Origin of the sequence: Knoellia terrae, assembly GCF_048606435.1 — a bacterium.
GTDB lineage: Bacteria > Actinomycetota > Actinomycetes > Actinomycetales > Dermatophilaceae > Knoellia > Knoellia terrae.
The window spans coordinates 61,070-86,845 of sequence record NZ_JBMBWH010000013.1; the positions used below are offsets into that span (position 1 = coordinate 61,070).

Below are 25,776 nucleotides of genomic sequence, written 5' to 3' on the forward strand. Positions count from 1 at the left end.
GGCCGCATGAATCGGGTGCGACCGTGAGCGCGTTGCCGCCGAGGGGGCGGCCCGACGACAGGGGACCACCATGAACCGCACCCGCTCGGCACTCGCCACACTCGCGGGAGGGGTGGCCCTCGTGGGCGGCACCGTCATTGCCGCGCCGGCAGCGCACGCCACGTCGCAGTACCGGTGCACGGTCGTCTCGGCCCCGACGTCCGTCAAGATCGGCACGAGCTACACGGTGAAGTACCGCTACGCGAACATCGACACCGTGGAGCGGGCCGCGCCCTGGACGACGTCGAACACCAACCCGGTGTGGTCGATGTGGAACACCTCGCTCGGCCGGTGGCAGGACGTCGGGTACAACAACACCTACTACCGGGTCTACCCCGGGCAGACGGTGACGCTCAGCTTCACCCGAGGGACCTCCGTCCAGGCCACCGGGAAGCACACGTTCCGCGGGCAGATGTACAAGGCGGTCAACGGGAGCACCAGCTCGCTCATGGCGGGCTACTCGTGCACCCACGCGATCACCTTCTACCGCTGACGCTCCACCGGCTCGATGCCCAGGCTGTCGAGGAGCCCGAGCACGCGGCCCCGGATCTCGTCGCGGATCGGGCGCACCGACTCCAGCCCCTTGCCGGCCGGGTCCTCGAGCACCCAGTCCTCGTAGCGCTTGCCGGGGAAGATCGGGCACGCGTCGCCGCACCCCATGGTGATGACGACGTCGGAGGCCTGCACGGCCTCGGTGGTGAGCACCTTGGGATGAGCCGCGGTGAGGTCGATGCCCTCCTCCGCCATGGCCTCGACCGCGGAGGGGTTGACCCGGTCCCCCGGGGCGCTGCCGGCGGAGCGGACCTCCACCTGGCCGCCCCCGAGGGCCTCGACGTAGCCGGCGGCCATCTGGGAGCGTCCGGCGTTGTGGACGCAGACGAAGAGGACGGAGGGCCGTGCCGCACCGGTGGTCGTCATGAAGGTTCCTTCGAGGAGAAGTACGGCCGGAGGGCCAAGGACACGTAGACGAGGCCGACGAGGACGGGCACCTCGATGAGGGGGCCGACCACTCCTGCGAGCGCCTGCCCGGAGGTCACACCGAAGGTCGCGATGGCGACGGCGATGGCGAGCTCGAAGTTGTTGCCGGCGGCGGTGAACGCCAGGGTCGTCGTCCGCTCGTAGCCCATGCCGAGCCCTCGCCCGAGGGCGAAGCCGCCGCCCCACATGAGCGCGAAGTAGGCCAGCAGAGGCAGCGCGATGCGGGCCACGTCCCACGGTCGAGACGTGATCTGCTCGCCCTGGAGAGCGAAGAGCACGACGATCGTGAAGAGCAGCCCGTAGAGCGCCCACGGCCCGATCCGCGGGAGGAACGACCTCTCGTATGCCGTCCGCCCCCACCGCTTCTCGCCCACCCGTCGCGACAGGTAGCCGAGGACGAGCGGCACCCCGAGGAAGACGAGGACGCTGGTGGCGATCTGCCACGTCGAGACGTCGAGGGAGTCCTGCTCGAGCCCGAGCCGGCCCGGCAGCCACGACAGGTAGAACCAGCCGAGGCCGGCGAAGGCCACGACCTGGAAGACGGAGTTCAGGGCTACGAGCACCGCGGCTGCCTCACGGTCGCCGCAGGCGAGGTCGTTCCAGATGATGACCATGGCGATGCAGCGGGCCAGCCCCACGATGATGAGACCGGTGCGGTACTCCGGCAGGTCCGGGAGCAGCAGCCAGGCGAGCGCGAACATCAGCGCCGGTCCGAGGACCCAGTTGAGGACGAGTGAGGCGCCGAGCATGCGCCGGTCGGCGGTGACCGCGTCGAGCCGGTCGTAGCGCACCTTGGCCAGGACGGGGTACATCATGACGAGCAGGCCGAGCGCGATCGGCAGGCTCACCCCGTCGACCTCCACGGCGCCGAGGGCGCTGCCCAGCCCGGGCACGATGCGGCCGAGCAGCAGGCCGGCGACCATGGCGAGACCGATCCAGACCGGCAGGAAGCGGTCGAGGGTCGAGAGCCGGGCCGCGACGGCGACGTCGGGGGTCTCGCTGGTGGCCGTGCTCACGCGGTCGTGGCGCAGCAGGCCGTGTCGGCGCCGGGGGCCCCGAGGATCTCGAGCGAGGCGGTGGCCGGTCGGGCGTCAGCGGGGTTCTCGTCCTTGACCGTGTAGACCTCCCAGGGTGCGCCGGCCGGGTCGTGGACCCACACCTTGTCCTGGAGGGCATAGCAGCAGGTCGTGTCGTTCTCGTCGAAGGAGGCGAGCCCCGCGTCGGCGAACCGCTTCCGGGCAGCGGCCACCCCGTCGGTGTCCGGGACCTCGACGCCGAGGTGGTTGAGCGCGCCCACGGTGCCGTGACCGCGGGTCTCCTCGCCGGTTTCGATGAGGACGAGCTTGAGCGGCGGCTGCTCGACGGCGAAGTTGGCGTAGCCGGGGCGGCGCTTGGCCGGCTCGACGCCGAACATCGCCGTGTAGAAGGCGATCGACGCCTCCAGGTCGGCCACGTTGAGGGCGAGCTGGACGCGGGACGAGGCGGGTGCACTGGTCATGACGGATACCTTCCCATACATTGATGAACGTCGATACAGTCAGTTCACCTCATACATCGATATCTGTCAATATAGACGGATGGCATCATGGGGGCACGGACCCGACCCGACGAGGAGGCCGAGATGACGACGACCGCGTGCTGTGGGATCACGACTCCCGGCGGGATGACCCGGGAGCAGGCCGAGACCAGCGCAGCCCTGCTCAAGGCCGTGGCCGACCCGGTGCGCCTGCGACTGCTCAGCATGATCCGCGAGAGCGACGGCGGGGAGGCCTGCGTCTGCGACCTCACCCCCGCCGTCGGCCTCGCCCAGCCCACGGTGAGCCACCATCTCAAGGTGCTCACCGAGGCAGGCCTCATCGAGCGCGAGAAGCGCGGCACCTGGGCCTGGTTCCGCCTCGTGCCCGAACGGCTCGAGGACGTGCGCTCGATCCTGTCCTGAGCCGACCTCGCGCCCCTCTGGAGGCTCAGCGCTCGGCGGCGAGGATCTCGTCGAGCTGGCCGATCGCCTGGGTGAGTCCCTCCTCCATCCCCATGGCGAGCACCTTCTCGAGGTCGTCGGCGGTCTCGTAGACGGTGGTCGAGACCACCCGGGTTCCGCCGTCGTGCTCGCGGAGCTCGACCTCGATCCGCCCCACGGGCATCCCGTCCTGCGGGTTGCCGTCGGCGTCGGCGAACCCGTCGCGGAAGCTGAGCCGTCGAGGCGCCTCGACGCCGTCGATGTCCCAGTAGCCTCCGAACGTCTCACCCTCGGGGCTGGTCATGACGTAGCCGACCCGGTTGCCGGGCTCGACGGCGGTGCCGTCGAACGTGGCGGGATATCCGGGCGGGCCCCACCACTGCTCGAGCTGGCGGGGGTCGGTCCAGAGGCGCCACAGGCGCTCCACGGGAGCGGGGAAGTCCGAGGTGACGACCAGCGTGTGGGCGTCGACGTCCTTGTCGATCGAGGTGACGGGCATGGTGTCCTCCGTGGTGGGGTGGGTGTTCCTTCAGGTGTCGCCGCGGCGACCGGCGCCGTCGACGGGTGCGGGTGCGGGTGCGGCGAGCAGGTCGTCGATCCGCTCGATGCGTCCGCGCCACACGGCCTCGAGCTCCTCGAGCAGGACGGCGACCGACCGGATGGCCTCCACCTCTCCGCTGGCGAGGGCCTCGCGACCGCTGCGGCGCTTGCTGACCAGTCCGGCGCGCTCGAGCACGGCGACGTGCTTCTGCACGGCCGCGAAGCTCATGTCGTAGCCCTGGGCCAGCGTCGAGACCGAGTGCTCGCCGGCCAGGACGCGACGCAGGATGTCCCGTCGCGTGCGGTCGGAGAGCGCGTGGAAGAGGTCGTCCGCCCGCTTCTCCTCGTTCTCGCTCACGGGACCAACCTACAACCAACTGGTTGTAGGTTGTCAACCCCCTGCACGACCGGATTACGGTGGCGGGATGACCTCCCGCCCCCTTGCCGACCTCGTCCACCCCTCGTGGGCGACGGCGCTGGCCCCGGTCGAGGGCGAGATCACCCGCCTCGGTGCCTTCCTGCGGGCCGAGGTCGCTGCCGGTCACGGTTACCTCCCCGGTGGGGACCACGTCCTCAGGGCCTTCCAGCAGCCCCTTGACGACGTCCGGGTGCTCGTCGTCGGTCAGGATCCCTACCCGACGCCGGGGCACCCGATCGGGCTGAGCTTCGCCGTGGCCCCCGAGGTGCGCCCCCTCCCCCGGAGCCTGGTCAACATCCATGCCGAGCTGCAGAGCGACCTCGGCGTCCCCGCACCGACGACCGGCGACCTGACGCCGTGGGCCGAGCGCGGAGTGCTGCTCCTCAACCGTGTCCTCACCGTGCGGCCCGGGGCCTCCGCGAGCCACCGCGGCAAGGGGTGGGAGCAGGTCACCGACTGCGCCATCGACGCGCTCGTCGCACGCGGCGGTCCCCTCGTCGCGGTCCTCTGGGGACGTGACGCGCGTGCCCTGCGCAGCCGGCTGGACGGCATACCGTGTGTCGAGAGCGCCCATCCCTCCCCGTTGTCCGCGCGGTCCGGGTTCTTCGGGTCGCGACCGTTCAGCCGGGTCAACGACCTGCTCGCCCAGCAGGGCGCCGACCCCCTCGACTGGAGGCTTCCGTGAGACCCCTGCCGACCGAGACCCGCATCTGGTCCGGCTACGTCGCCGTCGGCGACTCGTTCACCGAGGGCCTGTCCGACCCCGACCCCGAGAAGGACGACGCCTACCTCGGCTGGGCGGACCGGCTCGCCGAGTCGCTGCACGACCTGGCCGAGGTGGAGCACCTGCCCTTCCGCTACGCCAACCTCGCGGTCCGCGGGCGCCTGCTGTCGGACGTCGTCGGGCCGCAGCTCGACCGGGCCCTGTCCATGTCGCCCGACCTCGTCTCGATCGTCGGAGGCGGCAACGACCTGCTGCGACCCTCGGTCGACACGAACGCCCTCATGAGCACCATCGAGGAGGCCGTGGTCCGCGTGCGCCAGACCGGTGCGGACGTCCTGCTCGCGACCCCGGTCGACCCCCAGGAGGCCGGGGTGCTCAAGCCGCTGCGTGGTCGCCACGCGATCCACACCGCCAACCTCTTCACGATCGCCCAGCGCCACGGCTGCCACGTCCTCAACCTGTGGGGCGTGAACGCGCTGCGCGACTGGCGGATGTGGGCCGACGACCGGATCCACCTCACGACCGAGGGCCACCGCCGGGTCGCCCTCGCTGCGCTGGCTGCGCTCGGCCATGCCGTCGACGACGACTGGTCCACCCCTCTCCCGCCGGCCGACGGCGCCACCCGCCGCCAGGAGCTGCGCGCCCACGCCGCATGGGCACGTGAGCACCTCGCGCCCTGGGTCCAGCGACGGATGCGCGGTCGCTCCAGCGGTGACCAGCTCGTGCCCAAGCGTCCCGACCTCACGCCGCTGCGCCGCCTCGAGGACGGCCCCGGGGCCTGACCGGCCGCGCGTTACAGTCGGCCGTATGCCGGTTCCCCGCCTTCTGCCCACCCCCGAGGGTGACGACCTCATCGCCCTCACCCGCGAGATCTGCGCGAAGGAGCTGCGTCCCCGCGTCGACGACGCGGAGCGCGAAGCCGCGACCGGCGAGTCCTTCCCCACGGAGGTCTTCCGCACCCTCGGTCAGGCCGGGCTGCTGTCGCTCCCCCACCCGGAGGAGTTCGGCGGTGGCGCCCAGCCGTACGAGGTGTACCTGCAGGTGGTCGAGGAGATCGCCGCCGCGTGGATGAGCGTCGCCGTCGGGGTGTCGGTCCACTCGCTCACGGCCTATCCCGTGACGGCGTTCGGGACACCCGAGCAGCAGGAGGCGCTGCTGCCCGGGATGCTCTCCGGCGACCAGCTCGGCGCCTACTGCCTGTCCGAGCCGCTCGCCGGGTCCGACGTCGGCGCGATGACCACACGGGCGACGCGGTCCGGGTCCGGTGACGACGCGGCATACGTCATCAAGGGCCGCAAGGCCTGGATCAGCCACGCCGGCCACGCCGACTACTACACGACCTTCGCCCGGACCTCGGACGACGGCGGGCGCGGGCTCTCGTGCTTCGTCGTCCCCGCCGGTCACCCCGCCATGACGTTCGGTGCGCCCGAGAAGAAGATGGGGCTGCACTGCGACACGGTGCGCGAGGTGATCTTCGACGCGGTGCCCGTCGAGGCGGCCAACCGCATCGGCGCAGAGGGGCAGGGCATGGCGATCGCCCTGTCCGCCCTCGACGCGGGGCGGCTCGGGATCGCCTCTGCCGCCACGGGTCTGGCACAGTCCGCGCTCGACGTCGCCGCGGCGTACGCCAAGGAGCGGCAGCAGTTCGGGCGGGCGATCGCCGCCAACCAGGGGCTCGCGTTCCTGCTGGCCGACATGGAGGCAGCGGTCAGTGGGGCGCGCGCCGCCTACCTGTATGCCGCGCGGCTCAAGGACGCCGGTCGGGCCTTCAGCAAGGAGGCGGCCGTCGCCAAGCTGCTCGCCACGGACGCTGCCATGAAGGTCACGACCGACGCGATCCAGGTCCTCGGTGGCGCCGGCTACACGCAGGACTTCCCGGTCGAGCGCTACTTCCGTGAGGCGAAGGTGGCCCAGATCTTCGAGGGGACCAACCAGATCCAGCGCCTCGTCATCAGCCGCCACGTCCTGCGCTGACGGGTCCTGCGACCGCGAACGACAGACCGGGCCGTCTCATACACGGCCCGGCCACCTCTTTATAGGTCGACGACGGTGGACGCCCGGTGAGCGACACGCGGCGGGGACGTGGCGACCGTCCGTCGGTCGGGTGACGGTCTCAGTCGGGGTCGCGCGAGATGCCGGGCAGCAGGGTGTCGCCGGCGCGCAGCGCGTCGAGGGCGCCGGGGTGGTCGTCGATGAACGAGAGGCCCTTGTGGCGGTAGCGCCAGATCTGGAAGGAGCCGAACCCCCACAGCAGGAACTGCACCGACATCGCCCACTTGAAGTCGGGAAGCGTGTAGGTCCCCGCACCGCCCGGCGCTCGCTGGTCGAGGATGACGCCGATGAGCGCCATCGTCACCAGCGACGCGGTGAAGCCCCCGATGTTGATGACGCCCGCCGCCCTCCCCAGCCGCTCCGTCGGGTGGAAGGTGCGGGCGAGGTCGAAGCCGACCATCGAGCCGGGGCCGCCGCACCCCGTCACGACCACGAGCAGGACGAGCAGCCAGAGCGGTGCGCGGCCCGGCCACAGCAGGACGACGGCCCAGACGGACGCCATGGCCACGACGATGATCTGCACGATCTGCGAGCGCCGGTACGGCAGGCGGCCGGTGAGGCTCCCGACGACCGGTCCGGCGACGACCGCTGCGAGCGTCAGCACGATGAGCAGCCCACCCGCGAGGCCCGGGCTGAGCCCCTGTCCCTCGACGAGGAACGGGTAGCCCCACAGCATCGTGAAGGTGGTCGCCCCGAACTGGCCGGTGAAGTGGATCCACATCGCGAGCCGCGTGCCCGGGTTGCCCCACACCTCGGCCAGCGTGCCGGCGAGGGCGCGGACCTTGATCTTCTCGATGGCGACGCCGGCGTAGGGCGAGTCCTTGACCAGGAGAACCAGGGCGACCGACAGCAGCGCCCCGACGGCGGCCGGGATGCCGAAGGACCTCTCCCACCCGAACCGGTCGAGCGCGGCCGCCAGCGGGGTCGCCGCCGCGACGGCGCCGAGCTGTCCGATCATCCCGCTCAGCTGCGTGACGACCGGGGCCTGCTTGACCCGGAACCACAGCGCGACGAGCCGGAGGAGACTGGTGAAGATCATCGCGTCACCCGTCCCGAGCAGGACGCGCGCCGCCAGGCCCACCTCGAAGCTGCCCGCGAACGCGAACCACAGCTGACCGGCCGTGATCAGCGCGAGGCCCACGAGCAGCAGCAGGCGCGAGCCGAAGCGGTCCAGGAGCACGCCCACGGGAATCTGCATCCCGGCATACACGACGAGCTGGAGCACCGTGAAGGTCGCCAGCTGCGCGGCCGTGATGTCGAACCGGTCGGCGGCGACGAGGCCGGCGACCCCGAGGGAGGTGCGGTGGAAGACGGCCACGACGTAGACGGCCAGCCCGACGAGCCAGATGACCCAGGCACGGCGACGGCCGATGTCGTGCACCTGGCGTCGGAGCGGTCGGGTCACCGCTCGAGTCTAGGGATGACGGACGTATGCCGGCCGCGCCCGTTCACGTTGCGACCGGCGGCACCGCGATGGTCCTTGCGGGCGGCCGACCCGTGGTCAGGTCACGACGATCGGGACCTCGCGCACCTTGAGCGGCTTCTTGGTGATCCAGTCCTCCCACGTGATCGTGGCCTTGTATGTACCCTTGGTCGTCGGCCGCAGCAGCATGTCATAGCGCTCGGCTCCCCCGAACGCGAGCACCGACGTCGTCAGCTGCGAGTCGGTGTCGGTGGCCGGGGGGCTGTAGCCGTCCGTGAGCGAGGTGTCACGGAACGGGCGTCCGTCGTGGGTCACCAGCTCGCCGATCGCCGCCGGCTGGCCCTGAGGGTCGGTGAAGCGCAAGGTCATCGGGTTGTAGTTGGCGTTCAGCACGCGCAGCAGGGTGGGCGCCTTCGCGGTGCCGACGACGTTGGCCCGGATCCGCGTCAGGCTCCAGACCCCGTCGCCCCGCGGACGTCGCACGAGCTCCCCGCCCAGCAGGTAGAAGTGCTTGGGTTCGAAGCGGTTCAGGCCAGCGTCCTCGCCCGACAGGCCCGCGGCGTGGTCCAGGGTGTGCCAGCGCGGGTCCACCGAGTAGGGGATGAGGATGGTCTCGGTGTCGATGTCGTACTCGGGGCCGTCGCCGAACACGCGTCGGCGCCCGAGGGGGATCTGCGGGTGGGGCTCCGGATCGATGATCAGCGCCCCGAACATGCCCATCTGCGCGTGCAGGACGGTGTTGACGTGGCAGTGGTAGAAGTACGTGCCGCTGGAACCCTTGTTCGGGTTGCCCGCCTCACCGCGCTCCGGGCGCCACTGGTAGGTGTACTCGCCGTCGACCTCGAACGAGGAGTGCCCCACGCCGTCGTTGCGCGGGTCGGGCTCCATCCCGTGCCAGTGGATGGTGTGCGGTCCCTTCGACGGACGCAGCCGGGCGTGGAAGACCTGCCCCTCGCGCAAACGGATCAGCGGGGCCGGGACGGCGCGGCCCGAGGTCGAGGTCTCGAAGCTCCAGATGTCGTGCTGAGCACCGTCGTCGAACCTGAGGCGGCCGCTGAAGAAGCCGAGCGAGATGGAGGCGTCCGGAGTCTGCTTGAACTCGGTGACCGGCTCGTCCTCCTGGATCTGGTCGGAGGAGAAGTCGACCTGGCTGCGGTAGAGGTGGTGCGTCTGCTCCGTCGCGGTGCCGGACGGGGTGGGCGCTGCCAGCACCCAGTCGGCGACGAGCCCGCCGGGGTACAGGCCGCCCGCGGCGGTCTGGGAGGGCTCGGCGTGGCAGTGCATGGGGTAGACCCAGTCGGTCCTCCGCGCGTGCCACACCGGGTCGATGACCTCGGGGGGCCGCCGGAACGGCAGGACGCTGTCCTTGCGCTCCAGCGCCTCGAGCTCGACGACGTCCTCCCACTGCTGGAGCACGACGTGACCGGCGGTGTCGACGTAGCCGCGGTCCCTCGGGAAGTCCAGCGGTCCCCGCCGGACGGTCCACACGTGGTTGCCGTGGAAGTGCATCTGGTGCCGGACGATGCCGGCGTTGACCAGCCGGATGAGCTGCCCGGCGCCCACGGCGCCGGGCGCGTACGACCGGCTGAAGTTGCGCACATCGACCTCGCGCGCCGAGCCGGACATCAGCGTCTCCTCGCTTCGCCGGTCGTTGGCGGCGAGGTCCCGGGAGATGCCGAGGGACTGGAAGCCGCTGCGCCCGTTGAGCAGGAAGTAGCGCGGAACCGCCGGGGTGGCGTAGGGGTCCACCGTTCCGCCAGTGGAGGCGATCTTCGCCCAGACGGGGTCGACGACGTGCGTCATCCACAGCCACTGCCGCTCGAACTCGGTCCCACCGGGCCTCAGCCGCCACCGCGCGTCGGGAGACATCACGAGCAGCACACCGAAGAGACCGAGAACCCGCTCGACGTCGCCGTTCGTGGGGTCGCTGTAGACGTAGGTGCCGGGCGCCGGCGCCGCGAGCTCGAGCTCGGCGGTCTGGCCCGCGGGGATCGGCCCGGTCCAGATGTCCTCCGGCTTGGTCGGGTGCGGCACGCCGTGCAGCCGCAGCGCGTGCGGCTGGGTGAGGCGGTTGTGCACTCTCAAACGGATGGTGCTGCCTGTCTCGGCGAGAATCGTGCGAACCGGGAAGTAGCTGGCCCAGCGCTCACGGTGGACCAGGTACTCGCCCGAATGGCGCGGGTCCGGTGCCATCGGCGCCGGTCGGCCGTTGGGCGGCAGAGCTGCACCGAGGGGGTACGTGCGGCTGAGCACGAGCTCCCCGGTCGCGGTGAACACCCGGGGGGCGACGGCAAGGCTCGGCTGCGAGTCGCCGAGCGCGGTGGGCCTGTCACCGAAGCCGCGGTGGTAGACCAGCGTGCCGTCGACCATCGGCAGGTAGCCCTCGTTCACGTAGAGGTCGAGCACACCGGGGACGGCAGCGACAGCGGCCGAGGCCGACCATGACCGAGGCTGCGGCGCGGACGCGGACGCGGACGCGGACGACGAGGGGCCCGCGGCGGCGGCCACGGCGACCGCTCCTGCACCCGCACCTGCGGCCGCACCTAGGCGCAGGGCGTCGCGCCGGCTGACCTGACCACGCGACGGCGCGCTCATGGCCTGGCCGCCAGTCCGTGCCAGACCGGCGGCAGGTCGAGGACCACGGGAGCGGCGCCCGGCTCCGAGAGCTCGACGGCCAGCTCGCTCACCCCCGAGGGCGCGAGATAGCTGATCCGCACCCGCTCGGTCGTCCCGGGCTCCAGACCACCCGGCGCGCGGTCGGCGTCCTCGGGGGTCACGGTCGTCCCGTTGGGACCGACCCGCAGCCTGAGCTGACCCGGGGAGAAGAGCACGGGGTCGGCCGTGCCGTTGCGCACCTCGACCTCCAGGACGACACGGTCCGCCCACGTGTGGTTGCCGGGAGCCGGCGAGGAGGAGGCCGCCGACACGTGACCGTGGGCGGGACCTCCGACGAGCCGTGGCCCACGGTCGGCCCGGAGGATCTGCACGCTGCCGAAGCTGGTGCTGGTCGCGCCGGCACCGCCGATGACCTGCCGAGCCAGAGGTACGACCGCCACGGCGCCGACCACCCCCAAGGCAACCTGGCGCCGGGTCCACCCGGGTGGCCCTAGATCCTCAGGAGGGCTCGCACCCTCGGACCCAGCAGACCTACTCCACGTGCCCGGACTCATCAGCACGTCCTTGTGTCCCTGTTCCATGGCGGTCCCCTCTCGGCAGGAGAAGCATCGCCTCGCCACCTTTTAACAGGCTTTGACTCCGCAACGCCCGGTCCGTGTAGGACCCCCGCAGCGACTGCGTGGTGCGATCCACCGTGCGCGCAGAAAGGATGTCGAGCTGCTCGAGCACCCGAGCACCCGAGCGGGCCAGAGAATCGACGACCTCTCGGTGGAGGACCTCCTCGACATCGCCGCTGGCGCGAAGGGCCCGGTGCGGTCGTGAGGATGTCGCACGACGCAGGTGGCCACATGGGTCGTCCGCATCACACGCGCGTGCCAGCACCGCGAATGGAGTACTCGACCACGGACATGCTGACGGGCGACGAGATCGCGGAGGCCCGGTTGACCGACTGGCGCAAGCGGGCCCAGAGGTTGCATGCCCGCTGTCTCGTCGACGGCTACGGCACCGGTTCACGGTTCGTCCCTGCGGTGGCCGAGGCCCAGGACTCGGGTGACCCACCGACGAGAGCCGGGACGCCACGGGACGGGCGCCGAACCCGTGGTTCGGCGACGCCGCCCAGGAGGTCTCCTTGATCCCCCTGCCGGCGGGCGTCTCGCCTCACCGTCGAGGAGGGGCGCACCCTGTCGTCGGCGGAGCGGAGGTTATGACGGCGTCCGACACGGCGTGGCCCATCCCTCTCCCCGAGCTGCTCTTCGGGGTGGCCCGCGTCGGGCTCCGGGACCGGTGGTTGGCAGTCTCACCCACGCCCACCGTTTCACGGTGGACGCCCTGGTCAACGAAGATGCCACTGCGCGCAGACCATTCGCCTAGCGACCGGAGACGACTTCGTCGCCAACCTCCTTGCGGCACAACGCATCTGGAGCCAGTGGGCTACGGTGTGGCCGGATCCGGAAGTTCGCCTTTCGTCGCCGAGAAGCTGCCGTGAGGAGGTGCGGAGTCGTCAGCAGCGCCGATCGGGGGTGGACGGCGACGGATCACGGTGCATGACGGATCGGATGCCCGAGACGATCGTGTCGGGATTGCCGTCCTTGGTCAGGACGGCAGACGCACCAGCAGCGAGGGAGAGCGCCTCGTGGTCCGGGTCGGTGGAGCTGGTCAGCACCAGCACGTGAGCGGAAGGACACGAGCTGCGGATGCGGCGAGTGGCGGTCAGTCCGTCGGTTCCGGGCATGGACAGGTCCATGAGGACGATGTCCGGTCGTGTCGCCTCCACGAGGGCCAGCGCATCGGCACCATCCGCTGCCTCACCCACCCACTCCATGCCCTTCACCCCGAGCAGCAGGTTGCGGATGGTCGCTCGGAGCAGGTCGTGGTCATCGACCACCACCACCCGGATCGGCGACCGGCCTGCCTCGGGCGTGGGAAGGTCGGGAAACGAGCTCGAGGGCACACTGACTGACATGGAGCACCCTTTCGCGAGTTGCCCGGGGCAGACGTCGTCGGCACGAGTCCTGACGACCTCGCCCTGACCGGAGGGTCTGTGGGGTCTCGCCAGTCTGCGGGACGACGCACCTCAGCGCATCCCCCACGTGAGGGGCTGTCCGACGTCAGGTCGCCCCCGCTGGCAGCTCACCGGTGAGCCGGGTGCCCTTCCCGACCGTGGAGTGGATGTCGATCGTGCCCCCGGCCTTGGTCACCATCTCGGAGATAAGGCGCATCCCCATGTGCCCCTCCGGGCTCGGTCCGGTGGGGTCGAACCCCACACCGTCATCCACGACCTCGAAGGAGGTGAGCCCCGTGTCGTCCTGGGCGATCCGGACCACGATGGACGTCGCCTCGGCGTGCTGGACCGCGTTCCAGAGCGCCTCGCGGATGGCGCGGTAGATCAGCCGGTCGACGACCGGATGCGGGGCCAGCGGCTCCTCGATCTCGAACCGGACCAGGCCCGGGGGGACGTCCCTCTGCATCACCAGCTCACGGACGGTCTCCGCCAGCCCCTTGCTGACCAGGTCCGGCGGATAGATGTCGGTCACGAGAGTCCGCAGGGCGGCGAGGTCGCGGCGGATGATCTCGCCCGTCTGGGCGAGGTGCGCACGCAGCTTCGCCCCTTCGGGGAGCTGTCGCATGTCGGAGTCGAGGGAGTAGCCGATCCCCGCGAGGTCCTGGACGACACCGTCGTGCAGGTCCTGCGCGATACGTCGGCGCTCCAGATCCGAGGACTCGACGGCGTTCACGAGCAGCGCCCGCATCTGGTGCTGCCCTCGGTCCACTCGGTGCGCGAGCGAGACGGCGAGCGGCAGGGTCGCCAGGGACAGGACCAGGACTGCGGTGAGGGGCAGAGGGAGGATGATGCCGATGAGGGTGCGTACCTCGTCCGGCAGTCGCTGGGTGGAGATGTAGACCTCGAAGAGGATGGGTTCACCGGTGGCGTCCCTTGTGCCGGCGTAGACCTCGATGAGCTGGCCCGCCGACCGCTCCAGCCGGTTCTCCTCCTTGTCGAGCTCGGAGATCTGGGACGTCGCCTTGTCCGTTCCGAAGATGGCGTACTCCTCCGCGTCCAGCTCGAAGGTCTGGCCGACCAGAGGGCTCTGGTCGGACCAGAGCACGGTCCCCTTCCCGTTGCCGGCATCCGCCCACACCTTGATGTGACTGAGGGATCCGTCCCGGGAGCGGAGCTCCATGACCTGGTCCATCCGAGCCAGGGCCGCCGGGTCCGCGGCGTGAAACTTGTCGTCGGCCAACGGCGCCACGAGCGCCTTCGCGACGGCCCGGGCGATGCCCTCGGCGTCGCGCAGAGCCTCGTTGCGCGCCACGACCCAGCTGAGCAGCACGACGCCGCTCACCACTCCGATGAGGGCGATCAGGTCCCACACGAGGTACCAGCGCAACGCGCGCTTCAACGTCTCACGCGGCGCCGGACCGGTGGCAGCCCCGTCTTCACGGAACCGAAGGTTCATCCCCCGCCACCGAAGCTCATTCGTCCAGCCGGATCAGGCCGTTACGCGTGGCCAGGACGACCGCCTCCAGCTGGGAGTGCACCCCGAGTTTGGTCAGCACGCGCTTCACGTGGTCACGGCATGTGTGCACGCTGACGTCCAGCTCCTTCGCGATCCTCCGGGGGTCGCGGCCCAGCCCGAGCAGCCGGAGCACCTCCATCTCACGGGGTGTGAGGTGCCACTGCCGAATCGTCTGGTCGTGCTCCCCGAAGGCCGACAGCCGTGCCAACAGGCCCTCCGGGAGGATCAGGCTGCCGCTGCGTGCCGTCCGAAGCGCATCGAGGACGTCGGACAGCGAGCCGTCCTTGGCCAGGAACCCGGAGGCGCCGGCGGCTCCCGCACGCTGGATGTCCGCGACGCTGGCGTAGGCGGTGAGAATGAGGATCTTGATCTCGGGGTGGGCTGCGACGAGCTCCGCCGTCGTGGAGATCCCGTCCCGGTCCGGGAGGTGGACGTCCATCAGCACCACGTCGGGGCGCAACCGCGCCACCTCGCTCAGCGCCTCCGCTGAGTCCTGCGCGTGCCCCACGCACTCGAGATCGGACTCCGCGTCCAGCGCCCGGGAGAGCAGCTCGGCGAAGGTCCGGTGGTCGTCGACGACGAGAATCCTCGACCGCCCTGACGCCCCCGCAGCGTGACTCCCCCCCTCGGACATGACAACCGTGCCGTCCACAACCACGGTGCTCATCGTGAACCGCGGCGCGGACCCGTTGCCGAGGGAAGGACGGCGTACCGCACGAGTGCTCGAGCCGACGATCCGAGGTCCCTGCATACCATGGCGACCACACCTCTCCCGCACACAGTGATTCCACGACTGTGGAGGTGTGGGCCCATCAGATCCATAGCCCGAACGGCCCAGTCACGGTTCCCATGCAGTGCGCGACGCCGGCCGAAGCTCACGCCACGCTCAGGGCCCCGGCCGTCTCGGCTCGCGAGAGCGCTGCGGGATAGAAGCTGCTCACGATGTCCGACTTCGGCAGCCGTGACCTGATCGCGCTCACCAGGCGCTGGGTCTCGGGGTCGTACCCGACTCCCAGGTCGCGGTCGAGGACCGCGCTGAGTCGGCTCATGGCGCGACGAACGGCGTCGTGGCGTCCGAGAACGTGGTTGGAGAGGATGACCAGCCGATACGCCTCCTCGGAGTACCGGTCGCGAGCGAGCGCCTGCTCCGCGTGCCGGAGACAGGTGGAGCCCTCGCCTTCGACGAGCCAGTCCAGTGCCAGGTCGAGGTGCGCTCTGACGGCGCGGTCCTCGTAGACCAGACGGTCCTCCTGGACCCACTCGTCGTAGCGGGCGTCCTCAAGCAACGGTCCATCCGAGAGCGTGACAGCCTCGGAGAGGAGCTCGAGCCGCTCCTGCCGTGGCGCACTCTCGGCGCGGAGCACGAGGTGGTCGAAGCGGTCCAGGTCGAGGTCGATCTCGTCCAGGGCGAGCCGGTACGCGCCCGGCTCGGTGACGATGACCCGCCGTGCCCGTGCCTGGTCGTCGAACATGCTGTGCCGCAGCACGCAGACGTACGTGTTGAGTGTGGCGACGACGTTGCGCGGCTCCTTGCGCTCGGGCCACAGCGCGGTCGCGATCATGTCGGTCCACACCCGGTGGCCACGCGCGAGCAGCAGCAGCTCGAGGACGTGGCGGGGTTTGACACCACCGAGGTCCCGAGGACCAAGCACGCGCGCGCCGTCCCGGACCTGCAGTGGTCCGAACATTGAGATCTCCATCGACTGCCCCTGTCCCCTGCTGCACCGATTCGGTTCGGCGTCAGCGAACCACGAGCCGAGCAGGGTGACCATCCCCAGTTTGGGGGCCCGAAATTTGGGGGGGCCGCACGGATGGCTGGAGAGGGGCCCGCAGGGCGGCCGGCCGAGCGCAACATCACCCCCGAACGACTAGCCCCTCGGCAAAAGGATTGTCAAAGAGCTCTCCCCTACCGTCGACTCGCCATCCGATCGAAAGAGGAAGTCATGCCACTGTCGAGGCGAGAGATGCTCGCATTCGGGATGATCTCCGGCGGGGCCCTGCTCCTCCCCCTGGAGCGGAGCGTGTTCGCGGCAGGCCAGAGCCGGCTCGCGGAAAGCGCCCTTCCGGCGCCCTTCACCGTGCCCTTCTCGGTGCCGCCGGTCGCCATGAAGGTCAACTCCGTCGGTACCACCGACTACTACTCGTTGACGATGCGCGAACAGGCCACCGAGATCCTTCCGGGATTCCAGACCCGGATCTGGGGCTACGACGGGTCCTTCCCGGGACCCACGTTCGATGTCCAGCAGGGGCGTGAGGTGGTCGTCCGGCAGACGAACCAGCTCCCGCACGCACACCCGACCCTGGGGTACACCCCGTTCACGTCGACTCATCTCCACGGGTCTGCGTCCCTGCCCCAGTACGACGGGTATGCCAGTGACGTCACCTACCCCGGGAGCTGGAAGGACTACCGCTACCCGAACTCGCAGGGCTGCCGAACTCTCTGGTACCACGACCACGGGGTCCACCACACCGCCCCGAACGTGTACATGGGGCTGGCCGGGATGTACCGAATGCACGACTCCGTGGAGCAGTCCCTCTCCATTCCTCAGGGGCGCTACGACGTGCCGCTCATCGTCACCGACGCCATGTTCGACACCCGGGGACAGCTGCTCTACGACGACGACGACCAGTCGGGACTCTTCGGCGACGTCATCCTCGTCAACGGTCGTCCGTGGCCGGTCATGAAGGTCGAGCGACGCAAGTACCGGTTCCGCATCCTCAATGCCTCCATCTCGCGGACCTATCGGTGGCGGCTCGACAGCGGCGAGCCACTGGTCGTCATTGGCACCGACGCCGGCCTGACTGCTGCACCGCAGTCGGTGCCCAGCCTGCTGCACGGCAACGCGGAGCGCTACGAGGTGATCATCGACTTCGCCAAGTACAAGATCGGCCGGCGGGTGATCCTCCGCAACGTCAGCCCCAACAACAATGTCGACTACACCCACACCGGCAAGGTCATGGCCTTCGATGTCGTGGCTCAGGCCAGCACCACGTCGAACAACTCGATCCCCAGCGTGCTCAGCCCGTACAACGCCATCATGGGGTTGACCCCGACCGCCACCACCCCCACGCGCAAGATGGCCCTGGTTCGCCAGGGAGGGCAGTGGACCATCAACGGGCAGACGTGGGCCGATGTCGAGGCCTCGGCTTACACCCGGGCACTCGCGAACCCGGCGCTGAACGCCGTGGAGATCTGGGAGATCCGCAACGACTCGGGTGGCTGGCACCACCCCCTGCACATCCACCTCGTCGACTTCAAGATCCTCGACCGCCAGATCGACCTGAGCGGAATATGGGTGGCTGCTCGCCCCCACGAGCGCGGCCCCAAGGACGTCGTGCACGTCGGAGAGAACGAACGCGTCCGGCTCATCACCCGGTTCGGCCCGCACCCCGGCCGCTACATGATCCACTGCCACAACCTCGTTCACGAGGACCACGACATGATGGGCCAGTTCACGGTGGGCGAGGGCGGCTACGACCCGATCACCACGGCACCGGCCCAGCCCCTGCCGGCGCCGGAGCTCTGAGTCGCCGTGTCCACCATCTCCCGGACCGAGAACGAGACCTCGACCACCGGGCCGGTCGCCTCAGACGTAGCGACCGGCACACAGCAGTGGGTCGCGCTCGCGTCGGTCCTCGCCGGCGCGATCCATCTCGCCGTGACGCCCGAGCACCTCGAGGAGTGGTGGGTCTTCGGAACCTTCTTCCTCGTCCTCGGCTGCTTCCAGCTGGCCTGCGCGGTCGTCGTGCTCCGCCGGCCCACCCGGGGCGTCGCGCTCGCCGGCATCGTCGCGAACCTCGCTGTGGTCCTCGTCTACGTGTCGAGCCGCACCACGGGACTTCCGATCGAGCCGCCGGAGGACATCACCTCGCACGCGTGGTCACACGTCGCTGAGGGAGCGGGCCCGGCGGACCTGGCCGCCACCGCCGCCGAGCTGGCGGTCATCTGCCTTCTGGTGACCCTGCTGTCACCGCGCCTGCGGCGGATGGTCGTCAACCTCCTGCTCATCACCGGGGTGGGTCTGTGGGTGCTGCGGCTCAGCGGCTCCCTGGGCTGATGAGGGCGCCGGAGGAGACTGAGAACCGGAGGACCGAACGTCTGCGTCCTCGGACGGCACTGACCATCGTGGGAGCGCTCGCCCTTGCCACGGCGCTCCTCACCAGCGTGGAGCCACTGCGGGTCCGTTCAGAGAGCATGCTGCCGACGCTCGACGTCGGTGACCGCGTCGTCGTCGACAAGCTCTCCCCCCACTGGCAACCACCGGCGGTGGGCGACCTCGTGGTCTTCCGCGAGCCGCAGCGAGGCGACCTGGTCGTCAAGCGCGTCGTGGCCCTCGGCGGGACGACGGTGGCACTCGAGGATGCCGTGCTCGTCGTGGACGGGGTCGCCCGGCACGAGCCACAGATGGACCTCACGCGGATCGACTCGACGTACTTCGGTCCGGTGACGGTGCCACGTGATGCGGTTTTCGTGTTGGGGGACAACCGATCCGAGTCCATCGACTCGCGCACCTACGGGGCGGTTCGCATCGATGAGCTCGTGGGTCGCGTCCTCCTCACGTTCTGACATCGCTGAGGTCGGCGACCCCGCAGACCCCTGTCACGAGCCCGGTCACGAGTCGCAGAAAACCAAAAGGTATGTCGAAGACCGGCCGGTCACGATGAACCACTCAACCGTGCAGACAGGGGTTACACCATGCGTACACCAGCCATCGGTCACAGTCTCGAGCGCGCCCTGCGGCGCAGCAAGTCACCTCGTGCCTCGTCGGTCACCAGTGACCACGGGGCCGACGCATTACAGGGAACGTCGGTGCGGCGGAGGGTACGCATGCGCACCCGGATACTGGGCGCCGGTGTCGCCGTCGTCACCGCCGCCCCGCTGCTCCTGACGTCATCGTTGGGCGCGTCGGCTGCGGTCGCGCCCGTCGGGCAGGGGTTCAACCTCAATGCCTCCGACCTGCGCTTCATCCTCAAGCAGATCAAGATCGCGGAGCAGCACGCCGACACGTACTCGGCGTCGAACCCCTGTGGGTCGATGCGGGGCACCGGTGCCGACCAGGTCCCTAGCGGCGAGGTCGGGGACACGCTCCCGTGGGGCCTGCGCCTCGTGGACGGCTCCTGCAACAACATCGTCCCGGGCAAGGCGAACGTCGGTGCGGCCGACCAGAAGTTCCCGCGGTTGGTTCCCAAGTCGCTCAAGCAGGCCGAGTTCGGCGACCCGGACGGTCCGACCGGGCCCGCGGGTCCCCGGCAGACGAGCTACACCCAGACCTCAGGCACGGTCATCGACAGCCAGCCGCGAACCATCAGCAACCTCGTCGTCGACCAGACGGTGACCAACCCGGCGGCCGTCGAGGCGGCCGGCGAGGCTCCGGATATCACGCCGTCCGGTGCGTTCTTCATCCCGAACACCGCCCCGGACACCGGCCTGTCAGCACCGTTCAACTCATGGTTCACGCTGTTCGGGCAGTTCTTCGACCACGGCCTGGACCTCGTGAACAAGAGCAGCGCCCAGGGCACGGTCTTCGTCCCGCTCAACGCCGACGACCCGCTCTACAGCACGGCTCCGGGCGCCCTGAACTTCATGACGCTCACCCGCGCGCAGCACTCGGGCGACCACGAGGCGGTCAACCAGACCACCCCCTGGGTCGACCAGAGCCAGACCTACAGCTCCCACCCGTCGCACCAGGCGTTCCTGCGCAAGTACGCCGTCGGCGACCATGACTTCAACGCCGCGACCCCCGACCGCCTCATGACGACCGGCGCTCTCGTGACCGGCGCCGGCGACGGCATGGCCACCTGGGCCGACGTCAAGGCGCAGGCCGCGAACGCGATGGGCATCCGCCTGACGGACGCGGACGTGGGCAACCTGCCCCTGCTGGCGACTGACCCGTACGGCCGGTTCATGCGCGGCGCCAACGGTCTGCCGCAGATGATCCAGACGGCAGGTCCGGACGGCATTCTCACCAACGACCCCGCGACCCCGGCCGACGAGAGCGCCGACAACAACGCACTCGTCGAGGGCAACCTCACGACCCCAGTGCCCACGACGGGCATGGCCAAGACCGGCCACGCCTTCCTCGACGACATCGCCCATCACGCGGTGCCGAAGCCCGGCTTCACGCCCGACAGCGACAGCGTCGTCACGCCGGGCCTCGTGCCGTGCGAGCGGCCCGGCCTGCCGGCGAACTGTGTCAACCAGTACGACGACGAGCTGCTGAACGCGCACTTCATCGCCGGCGACGGTCGGGTCAACGAGAACATCGGCCTCACCACCGTGCACCACGTGTTCCACTCCGAGCACAACCGCCTGGTCGACAACATCAACTCGATGATCGTGAACGCCGACAACACGAGCGGCATCACGGACGCCGAGGAGGCCGACTGGAAGGCGACGAACCGCTACACCGCCCGCGACGGCAGCTACGACTACGGTGAGCGTCTTTTCCAGGCTGCTCGCTTCGTCACCGAGATGGAGTACCAGCACCTCGCTTTCGAGGAGTTCATCCGCAAGGTGCAGCCGATGGTCGCCCCCTTCGGTGAGGGTGGCACGGGCTACAACACGAGCATCAACCCGGCCATCAAGGCCGAGTTCGCCCACGCGGTCTACCGGTTCGGGCACTCGATGCTCACCGAGTCCGTCGACCGCATCAATGTCGACGGCACCAGGAACGACATCGACCTGTTCGACGCGTTCCTCAACCCGCCGGAGTTCATGGCGGCCGGCCAGACGCCGGACGACGCAGCGGGCGACGTGGTCCGTGGCATGACCCGCCAGGTCGGCAACGAGATCGACGAGTTCGTCACCGAGGCGCTGCGCAACCAGCTGCTCGGCCTGCCGCTCGACCTCGCTACCCTCAACATGGCGCGGGCACGCGACACCGGCATCCCGTCGCTCAACGCGGCACGCCGGGTCTTCTTCGCCGAGAGCAACAACTCGGCGCTCGCGGCCTACCAGAGCTGGGCGGACTTCAGCTTCGTCCTCAGGCACCCGATGTCGCTGAACAACTTCATCGCGGCCTACGGCAAGCACCCGTCGATCACCGGGGCGACCACGATGGCCGGCAAGCGGGCGGCTGCGGACAGGATCCTGGCCGGCCCTGCCGGAGCCGACGGCATCCTCACCGACGACCAGTCGACGGCGGTCGACGAGACCACGGACAACGGGCCCGAGGACAGCTACGCGTTCCTCAACAGCTCCCCGCACATGGGGACCGACCCTGACACCGGCGAGCCCATCGTTCTCCACTCGACGTGGGTCGACCCGGCGAACACGACGAACACGGGCGTCGACGACATCGACCTGTGGTCCGGTGGTCTGGCGGAGAAGCAGTTCGTCTTCGGCGGTCTGCTCGGCCCGACGTTCAACTACGTGTTCGAGCAGCAGATGGAGGACCTCCAGTTCGGCGACCGGTTCTACTACCTGGCGCGGACGGCCGGCCTCAACATGCTGACCCAGCTCGAGGGCAACTCGTTCGCCGAGCTGATCCAGCGCAACACGAACGTCAGCGGCCTGCCGGCCGACTCGTTCTCGACGCCCGCGCTGATCTTCGACCTGGCCAACCTTGGCACCGAGGGCCCCGTCCTCAACGATCCGGCTACGGAGTGGAACGAAGCGGCGCTGCTCACGCGTATGCCGGACGGCACCATCCGCTACGGCGGCCCGGAGCACGTCGTCTTCAACGGCACGGCCGGCGTCAACCGCGTCTGGTCCAGCGAGGGTGACGACACCATCCGCGGCAACGACGGCAACGACTGGATGCAGGGCGGAGACGGCAACGACAACCACATCGGTGGTCTCGGCGACGACATCCTGCTCGACACCAACGGTGACGACACGCTCAAGGGCGGCGACGGCAACGACACGCTGTCCTCCGGGCAGGGCTTCGCGGGCGACCTCAACCAGGGTGGTCGTGGCAACGACTTCATCGACCACGACGACATGGCAGAGGCGTTCGCAGGACCTGGCGACGACTACGTCCTCGGCGGCCCTGAGGACGACACGGTCTTCGGCGACGACGGCGACGACTGGCTCGAGAACGGCGCCAGCACCAACGGCACCGGCGGCGGAGCGTTCAACCTGCTGCAGGGCGACAACGGCGCCCCGTTCCAGGACGACCCGAACGAGCCCGGCCACGACGTCCTCATCGGCTACGGCGGTGAGAACGACAACGACGCCGAGGGCGGCGACGACGTCATGCTCAACGGGCCAGGCATCCAGCGCAACGAGGGCATGCTCGGCTTCGACTACGCCACGCACGACGGCGACCCGGTGGCGGCGGACTCCGACCTGGACCTCACAGGCCTGCTCCCGCCGAGCGTCGAGACCAACAAGGACAGGTTCGACCTCGTCGAGACCCTGTCCGGGTGGAACCTCAACGACGTGCTGCGCGGCGACGACCGTGACGCAGCGGCCATGCAGGGCCACGAGCTCACTGCAGAGGGCGCCGCACGCGTGGCGGGTCTCAGCGGCGTCCTCGGTGGTGCCACGACGTTCACCGGCGGCAACATCCTCATGGGTGGTGCCGGCACCGACCTCATCGAGGGTCGCGGTGGCGATGACGTCATCGACGGTGACGCGCAGCTCAACGTGCGCATCAGTGTCCGCAGCGCAGCCGACCCGACGACGCAGATCGACAGCGTCGAGACGCTGTCCGGCGTGTCCGCCCGGCTGATCGCCGGGACGGTCAACCCGGGTCAGCTGCGCATCGTCCGGGAGATCCAGACCCCGGCGAACGGCACCGCGGTCGACACGGCGGTGTTCTCGGGTCCGCGTGCGGACTACGACATCACCTTCGGGCCGACCTCGACGACCGTGGTGCACGCACGGGGCACTGTCCTCGACGGCACCGACACGCTGCGCAACATCGAGCAGCTGCAGTTCTCCGACAGGACCATCCCGAACGCGGTGGTTCCTGTGGTCGCGGCGTCGGCACCGACGGGGCTCACCGCCACTGTCGGCGCCTCCAACGTCGCGGCGGGCAACGGCTCGGTGAACCTCGCCTGGACCGCCCCGGCGGACGACGGCGGCGCAGCCATCACCGGCTACCGGATCCAGGTCCGGACCGGCACCACGGTGGTTCGGTCGGTCGACGTGGCAGCCACGCCGACGACGGCCACGGTCACCGGGCTCACCGGCGGGACGGCGTACAACTTCAGGGTTCGCGCCATCACGTCTTTCGGTCTCGGCGTCCTGTCCACCCCATCGGGCACGGTCACTCCGCTGACCTTGGCGCCGGCACCGGGAACCCCCGTGGCCACGCGTGGCAACGCGTCGGCGGCCCTGACGTGGACGGCACCACCGGCCACTGGCGGTTCGCCCATCACGGGCTACCGCGTCCAGGTCCGCACCGGAGCCACAGTGGTCCGGACGGACATCCTGACGGGAACAGCAACCAGCACCACCGTCGCCAACCTCACCAACGGCACGGCCTACAACTTCCGGGTCCGCGCCGTCACGGCGGTCGGTCTCGGGGCGTTGTCCGCCCAGTCCAACGTCGTCACTCCGGCGACGGTGCCGGGTGCTCCGGTCATCGGGACAGCCGTACAAGGGGCTCCGGGTGGCGCGATCACCGCGACGGCCAACTGGACGGCGCCCGCCGTCAACGGCGGATCGGTGATCACCGGCTACCGGGTGTTCGCGGTGCAGTTCACCGCGGCCGGCGTGGCGACGGGTGTGACGGTGCAGCAGGTCGCGCCCGCGAACGTGCGGACACTGCAGATGACCTTGGGTGCGGGCCAGTACCGCTTCCAGGTGACGGCCATCAACGCGGTGGGCCAGAGCGTGCGGTCGGCGCAGTCGAACCAGGTGGTGGCTCGCTAGGCGGGTCGCAGCGCGAGGAACGTCGCGCGACATCGAACGTCGGAGCCGGTCCACCGTCCGTGGGCCGGCTCCGGCGCGTCGTCGCGTGGGTGCGGGGTAAAGTGCGGGTCGCCGTCGGGAGCGCACGCTCGCCGACGTGCGCTGGCGTGGCGCAATCGGTAGCGCACCTGTCTTGTAAACAGGGGGTTAGGGGTTCAAGTCCCCTCGCCAGCTCAACGCAGTTTTGCTGAAAACCCTTGTCCTGTGGTCTGATTGGGCGAGTGAGCACGTCCCTCGCTCGGTGACAGGAGAGGACGCACATGGACACGATATGCCATAGATATCGCACGGTTATCGCACGAAACCGGCGAATGACAGGTGCGACATGAGCGGCCGGGGACGCCGTCGGGGCTTCGGGTACGTGAGAAAACTGCCCTCCGGCCGCTGGCAGGCGAGCTTCGTCGGCCCGGACCTGGCGAGGCACTCGGCGCCGCACACGTTCGAGACCAAAGGGGATGCCGAGGGCTGGCTCGGCCGGCGACACGCGGAGGTGGTGGCTGGGGAGTGGCAGGCGCCCGCCCCGGTGGTGCGAGTGGCTCCCCTGACCTTCGACGCCTACTCGGCCCAGTGGCTGCGGGAGCGCGACCTCAAGCCCCGGACCCGCGAGGGGTACGAGCACCTGCTGCGCCGCTACCTGGCACCGGTGCTTGGGTCGTTGACCATCGACTCAGTCACGCCGAGCGTCGTGCGCACCTGGTGGTCGCAGCTGCCGTCGGACCTGCCGACCGTCCGCGCCCGTAGCTATGCGCTACTCAAGGCGATCATGAACACGGCCGTCGCCGACGAGGTGATCGACAGCAACCCGTGCCGCATCCGCGGTGCGGCCAACACTCCTCGAGCGCGAGAGATCCGCCCGGCGTCGCTGGAGGAGCTGTCGGTGATCGTGGAGGCCATTCCCAGTCGTCACCGCGCCCTGGTGCTGTTGTGTGCGTGGTGCGCGCTGCGCAGTGGCGAGGTGCTTGAGATGCGACGCAAGGACGTCGACGTCGTGGCGGGGACGGTGAGGGTCGTCCGTGCCGTGTCCTGGGTTGGTGGCCTGGCCGTCGTGGGTACGCCGAAGTCGGCAGCGGGGACGAGGGTGGTGTCCATGCCACCGCACATCGTCCCCGCGGTTGCTCACCACCTCGACACGATGACTGCCGCGGCTCCGGACGCCCTGCTCTTCCCGGGGCGTGACGGCGTCACGCACCTCCAACCGTCAACGCTGCACCGCAACTGGCGCCTGGCGCGCGAGACGGCGGGTCGTCCGGACCTGCGAGTGCACGACCTCCGGCACACGGGCGCCACCATGGCGGCGCGTGCAGGCGCCACCCTCGCCGAGCTGCAGCAGCGTCTTGGCCATAGCTCTGTCTCCGCAGCGCTGAGGTACCAACACGCGGCCCAAGGCCGCGACAAGGAGATCGCCGCCGCACTCTCGGTGATGGCCGGCCGCGAGAGCCGATAGCGAGGTGCGGGGGGGTGCCTCCAGCGGCATCCGGTCAACACCGGTGGGCCTTGGTGGAAGGTACGAGCGACTGCCGCACGCCTACGAGCGTGCGGCGCACCGCCCACATGGGCCACTCCGACTGCGGCGCGTTTCACGCACATGCTTGATATGTGGGTGATCCTCGTGATCGCCGGCGCTTCTACGTTGGGGTGTCCGTTCCCTT

22 protein-coding genes and 1 tRNA gene are annotated in these 25,776 nt (G+C 69.8%); 11 read left to right on the top strand and 12 right to left on the bottom strand.

Translation table 11 applies throughout. From position 1 onward, the window contains the following. The first annotated feature begins 70 nt into the window (after nucleotides 1-70). Nucleotides 71-532 carry a hypothetical protein gene (locus tag ACOJV9_RS15655; RefSeq protein ID WP_420186158.1) on the top strand — a complete coding sequence of 154 codons (462 nt, stop codon included), beginning with the start codon at nucleotides 71-73 and terminating at the stop codon, nucleotides 530-532. Here the strand turns inward: ACOJV9_RS15655 and ACOJV9_RS15660 are convergent. The 3 genes from ACOJV9_RS15660 to ACOJV9_RS15670 are packed head-to-tail and all read right to left on the bottom strand — an operon-like array spanning nucleotide 523 to nucleotide 2,515. Beyond that, nucleotides 523-957 carry an arsenate reductase ArsC gene (locus tag ACOJV9_RS15660; RefSeq protein WP_420186159.1) on the bottom strand — a complete coding sequence of 145 codons (435 nt, stop codon included), beginning with the start codon at nucleotides 955-957 and terminating at the stop codon, nucleotides 523-525. The two genes, ACOJV9_RS15655 and ACOJV9_RS15660, sit on opposite strands and share 10 nt — an antisense overlap. After that, on the bottom strand, nucleotides 954-2,033 hold the full coding sequence (gene arsB / locus ACOJV9_RS15665; protein ID WP_420186160.1) for an ACR3 family arsenite efflux transporter: 1,080 nt from the start codon (nucleotides 2,031-2,033) through the stop codon (nucleotides 954-956). Before arsB ends, ACOJV9_RS15660 begins: the two co-directional genes overlap by 4 nt. Next, entirely contained in the window at nucleotides 2,030-2,515 is a 486-nt protein-coding gene (locus ACOJV9_RS15670) for an ArsI/CadI family heavy metal resistance metalloenzyme (RefSeq protein WP_420186161.1), read from the bottom strand. Before ACOJV9_RS15670 ends, arsB begins: the two co-directional genes overlap by 4 nt. Before the next feature lie 87 nt (nucleotides 2,516-2,602). Between ACOJV9_RS15670 and ACOJV9_RS15675 the strand changes: the two genes are divergently transcribed. Continuing rightward, nucleotides 2,603-2,956: an ArsR/SmtB family transcription factor gene (locus ACOJV9_RS15675; RefSeq protein WP_420186162.1), complete on the top strand. Its 354-nt coding sequence runs from the start codon at nucleotides 2,603-2,605 to the stop codon at nucleotides 2,954-2,956. Nucleotides 2,957-2,981: 25 nt separating this feature from the next. On the opposite strand, the gene ACOJV9_RS15680 is transcribed toward ACOJV9_RS15675, so the two are convergent. Then, a complete protein-coding gene (locus ACOJV9_RS15680) occupies nucleotides 2,982-3,473 on the bottom strand; it encodes an SRPBCC family protein (protein ID WP_420186163.1) in 492 nt (163 codons plus the stop codon). A 30-nt stretch (nucleotides 3,474-3,503) separates the two neighbouring features. Then, nucleotides 3,504-3,872: an ArsR/SmtB family transcription factor gene (locus ACOJV9_RS15685; protein ID WP_420186165.1), complete on the bottom strand. Its 369-nt coding sequence runs from the start codon at nucleotides 3,870-3,872 to the stop codon at nucleotides 3,504-3,506. A gap of 67 nt (nucleotides 3,873-3,939) precedes the next feature. Between ACOJV9_RS15685 and ACOJV9_RS15690 the strand changes: the two genes are divergently transcribed. The 3 genes from ACOJV9_RS15690 to ACOJV9_RS15700 are packed head-to-tail and all read left to right on the top strand — an operon-like array spanning nucleotide 3,940 to nucleotide 6,630. After that, nucleotides 3,940-4,617, top strand: a complete 678-nt coding sequence (locus ACOJV9_RS15690; protein WP_420186166.1) for a uracil-DNA glycosylase — start codon at nucleotides 3,940-3,942, stop codon at nucleotides 4,615-4,617. Next, complete coding sequence (locus ACOJV9_RS15695; protein ID WP_420186167.1) at nucleotides 4,614-5,438, top strand: SGNH/GDSL hydrolase family protein; 825 nt, start codon at nucleotides 4,614-4,616, stop codon at nucleotides 5,436-5,438. The genes ACOJV9_RS15690 and ACOJV9_RS15695 overlap by 4 nt, the downstream gene beginning before the upstream one ends. A gap of 25 nt (nucleotides 5,439-5,463) precedes the next feature. After that, on the top strand, nucleotides 5,464-6,630 hold the full coding sequence (locus ACOJV9_RS15700) for an acyl-CoA dehydrogenase family protein (protein ID WP_420186168.1): 1,167 nt from the start codon (nucleotides 5,464-5,466) through the stop codon (nucleotides 6,628-6,630). A 139-nt stretch (nucleotides 6,631-6,769) separates the two neighbouring features. Here the strand turns inward: ACOJV9_RS15700 and ACOJV9_RS15705 are convergent, their stop codons facing one another. From ACOJV9_RS15705 to ACOJV9_RS15735, 7 genes are all read right to left on the bottom strand, one after another. Next, on the bottom strand, nucleotides 6,770-8,113 hold the full coding sequence (locus ACOJV9_RS15705) for an MFS transporter (protein WP_420186169.1): 1,344 nt from the start codon (nucleotides 8,111-8,113) through the stop codon (nucleotides 6,770-6,772). A gap of 96 nt (nucleotides 8,114-8,209) precedes the next feature. After that, on the bottom strand, nucleotides 8,210-10,726 hold the full coding sequence (locus ACOJV9_RS15710) for a multicopper oxidase domain-containing protein (protein WP_420186170.1): 2,517 nt from the start codon (nucleotides 10,724-10,726) through the stop codon (nucleotides 8,210-8,212). Beyond that, a complete protein-coding gene (locus tag ACOJV9_RS15715; RefSeq protein WP_420186171.1) occupies nucleotides 10,723-11,187 on the bottom strand; it encodes a hypothetical protein in 465 nt (154 codons plus the stop codon). Before ACOJV9_RS15715 ends, ACOJV9_RS15710 begins: the two co-directional genes overlap by 4 nt. Before the next feature lie 1,061 nt (nucleotides 11,188-12,248). Next, entirely contained in the window at nucleotides 12,249-12,710 is a 462-nt protein-coding gene (locus tag ACOJV9_RS15720) for a response regulator (RefSeq protein WP_420186172.1), read from the bottom strand. A gap of 145 nt (nucleotides 12,711-12,855) precedes the next feature. After that, entirely contained in the window at nucleotides 12,856-14,205 is a 1,350-nt protein-coding gene (locus tag ACOJV9_RS15725; RefSeq protein ID WP_420186173.1) for a sensor histidine kinase, read from the bottom strand. A gap of 16 nt (nucleotides 14,206-14,221) precedes the next feature. Then, nucleotides 14,222-14,932: a response regulator gene (locus ACOJV9_RS15730; protein WP_420186174.1), complete on the bottom strand. Its 711-nt coding sequence runs from the start codon at nucleotides 14,930-14,932 to the stop codon at nucleotides 14,222-14,224. A gap of 208 nt (nucleotides 14,933-15,140) precedes the next feature. Further along, nucleotides 15,141-15,965: an AfsR/SARP family transcriptional regulator gene (locus tag ACOJV9_RS15735; RefSeq protein ID WP_420186175.1), complete on the bottom strand. Its 825-nt coding sequence runs from the start codon at nucleotides 15,963-15,965 to the stop codon at nucleotides 15,141-15,143. A 243-nt stretch (nucleotides 15,966-16,208) separates the two neighbouring features. Between ACOJV9_RS15735 and ACOJV9_RS15740 the strand changes: the two genes are divergently transcribed. The 6 genes from ACOJV9_RS15740 (at nucleotide 16,209) to ACOJV9_RS15765 (ending at nucleotide 25,571) form a co-directional block, all read left to right on the top strand. After that, entirely contained in the window at nucleotides 16,209-17,792 is a 1,584-nt protein-coding gene (locus ACOJV9_RS15740; RefSeq protein WP_420186176.1) for a multicopper oxidase family protein, read from the top strand. A 6-nt stretch (nucleotides 17,793-17,798) separates the two neighbouring features. Then, complete coding sequence (locus tag ACOJV9_RS15745; protein ID WP_420186177.1) at nucleotides 17,799-18,323, top strand: hypothetical protein; 525 nt, start codon at nucleotides 17,799-17,801, stop codon at nucleotides 18,321-18,323. 68 nt (nucleotides 18,324-18,391) lie between these two features. Next, nucleotides 18,392-18,832 carry a signal peptidase I gene (lepB, locus tag ACOJV9_RS15750; RefSeq protein ID WP_420186178.1) on the top strand — a complete coding sequence of 147 codons (441 nt, stop codon included), beginning with the start codon at nucleotides 18,392-18,394 and terminating at the stop codon, nucleotides 18,830-18,832. A 261-nt stretch (nucleotides 18,833-19,093) separates the two neighbouring features. Further along, nucleotides 19,094-24,088, top strand: coding sequence for a peroxidase family protein (locus ACOJV9_RS15755; protein ID WP_420186179.1), 4,995 nt, complete (start codon nucleotides 19,094-19,096; stop codon nucleotides 24,086-24,088). 140 nt (nucleotides 24,089-24,228) lie between these two features. Further along, nucleotides 24,229-24,301, top strand: a tRNA-Thr gene (locus tag ACOJV9_RS15760). A 187-nt stretch (nucleotides 24,302-24,488) separates the two neighbouring features. Beyond that, complete coding sequence (locus ACOJV9_RS15765) at nucleotides 24,489-25,571, top strand: tyrosine-type recombinase/integrase (protein ID WP_420186180.1); 1,083 nt, start codon at nucleotides 24,489-24,491, stop codon at nucleotides 25,569-25,571. Nucleotides 25,572-25,776 lie beyond the last annotated feature (205 nt).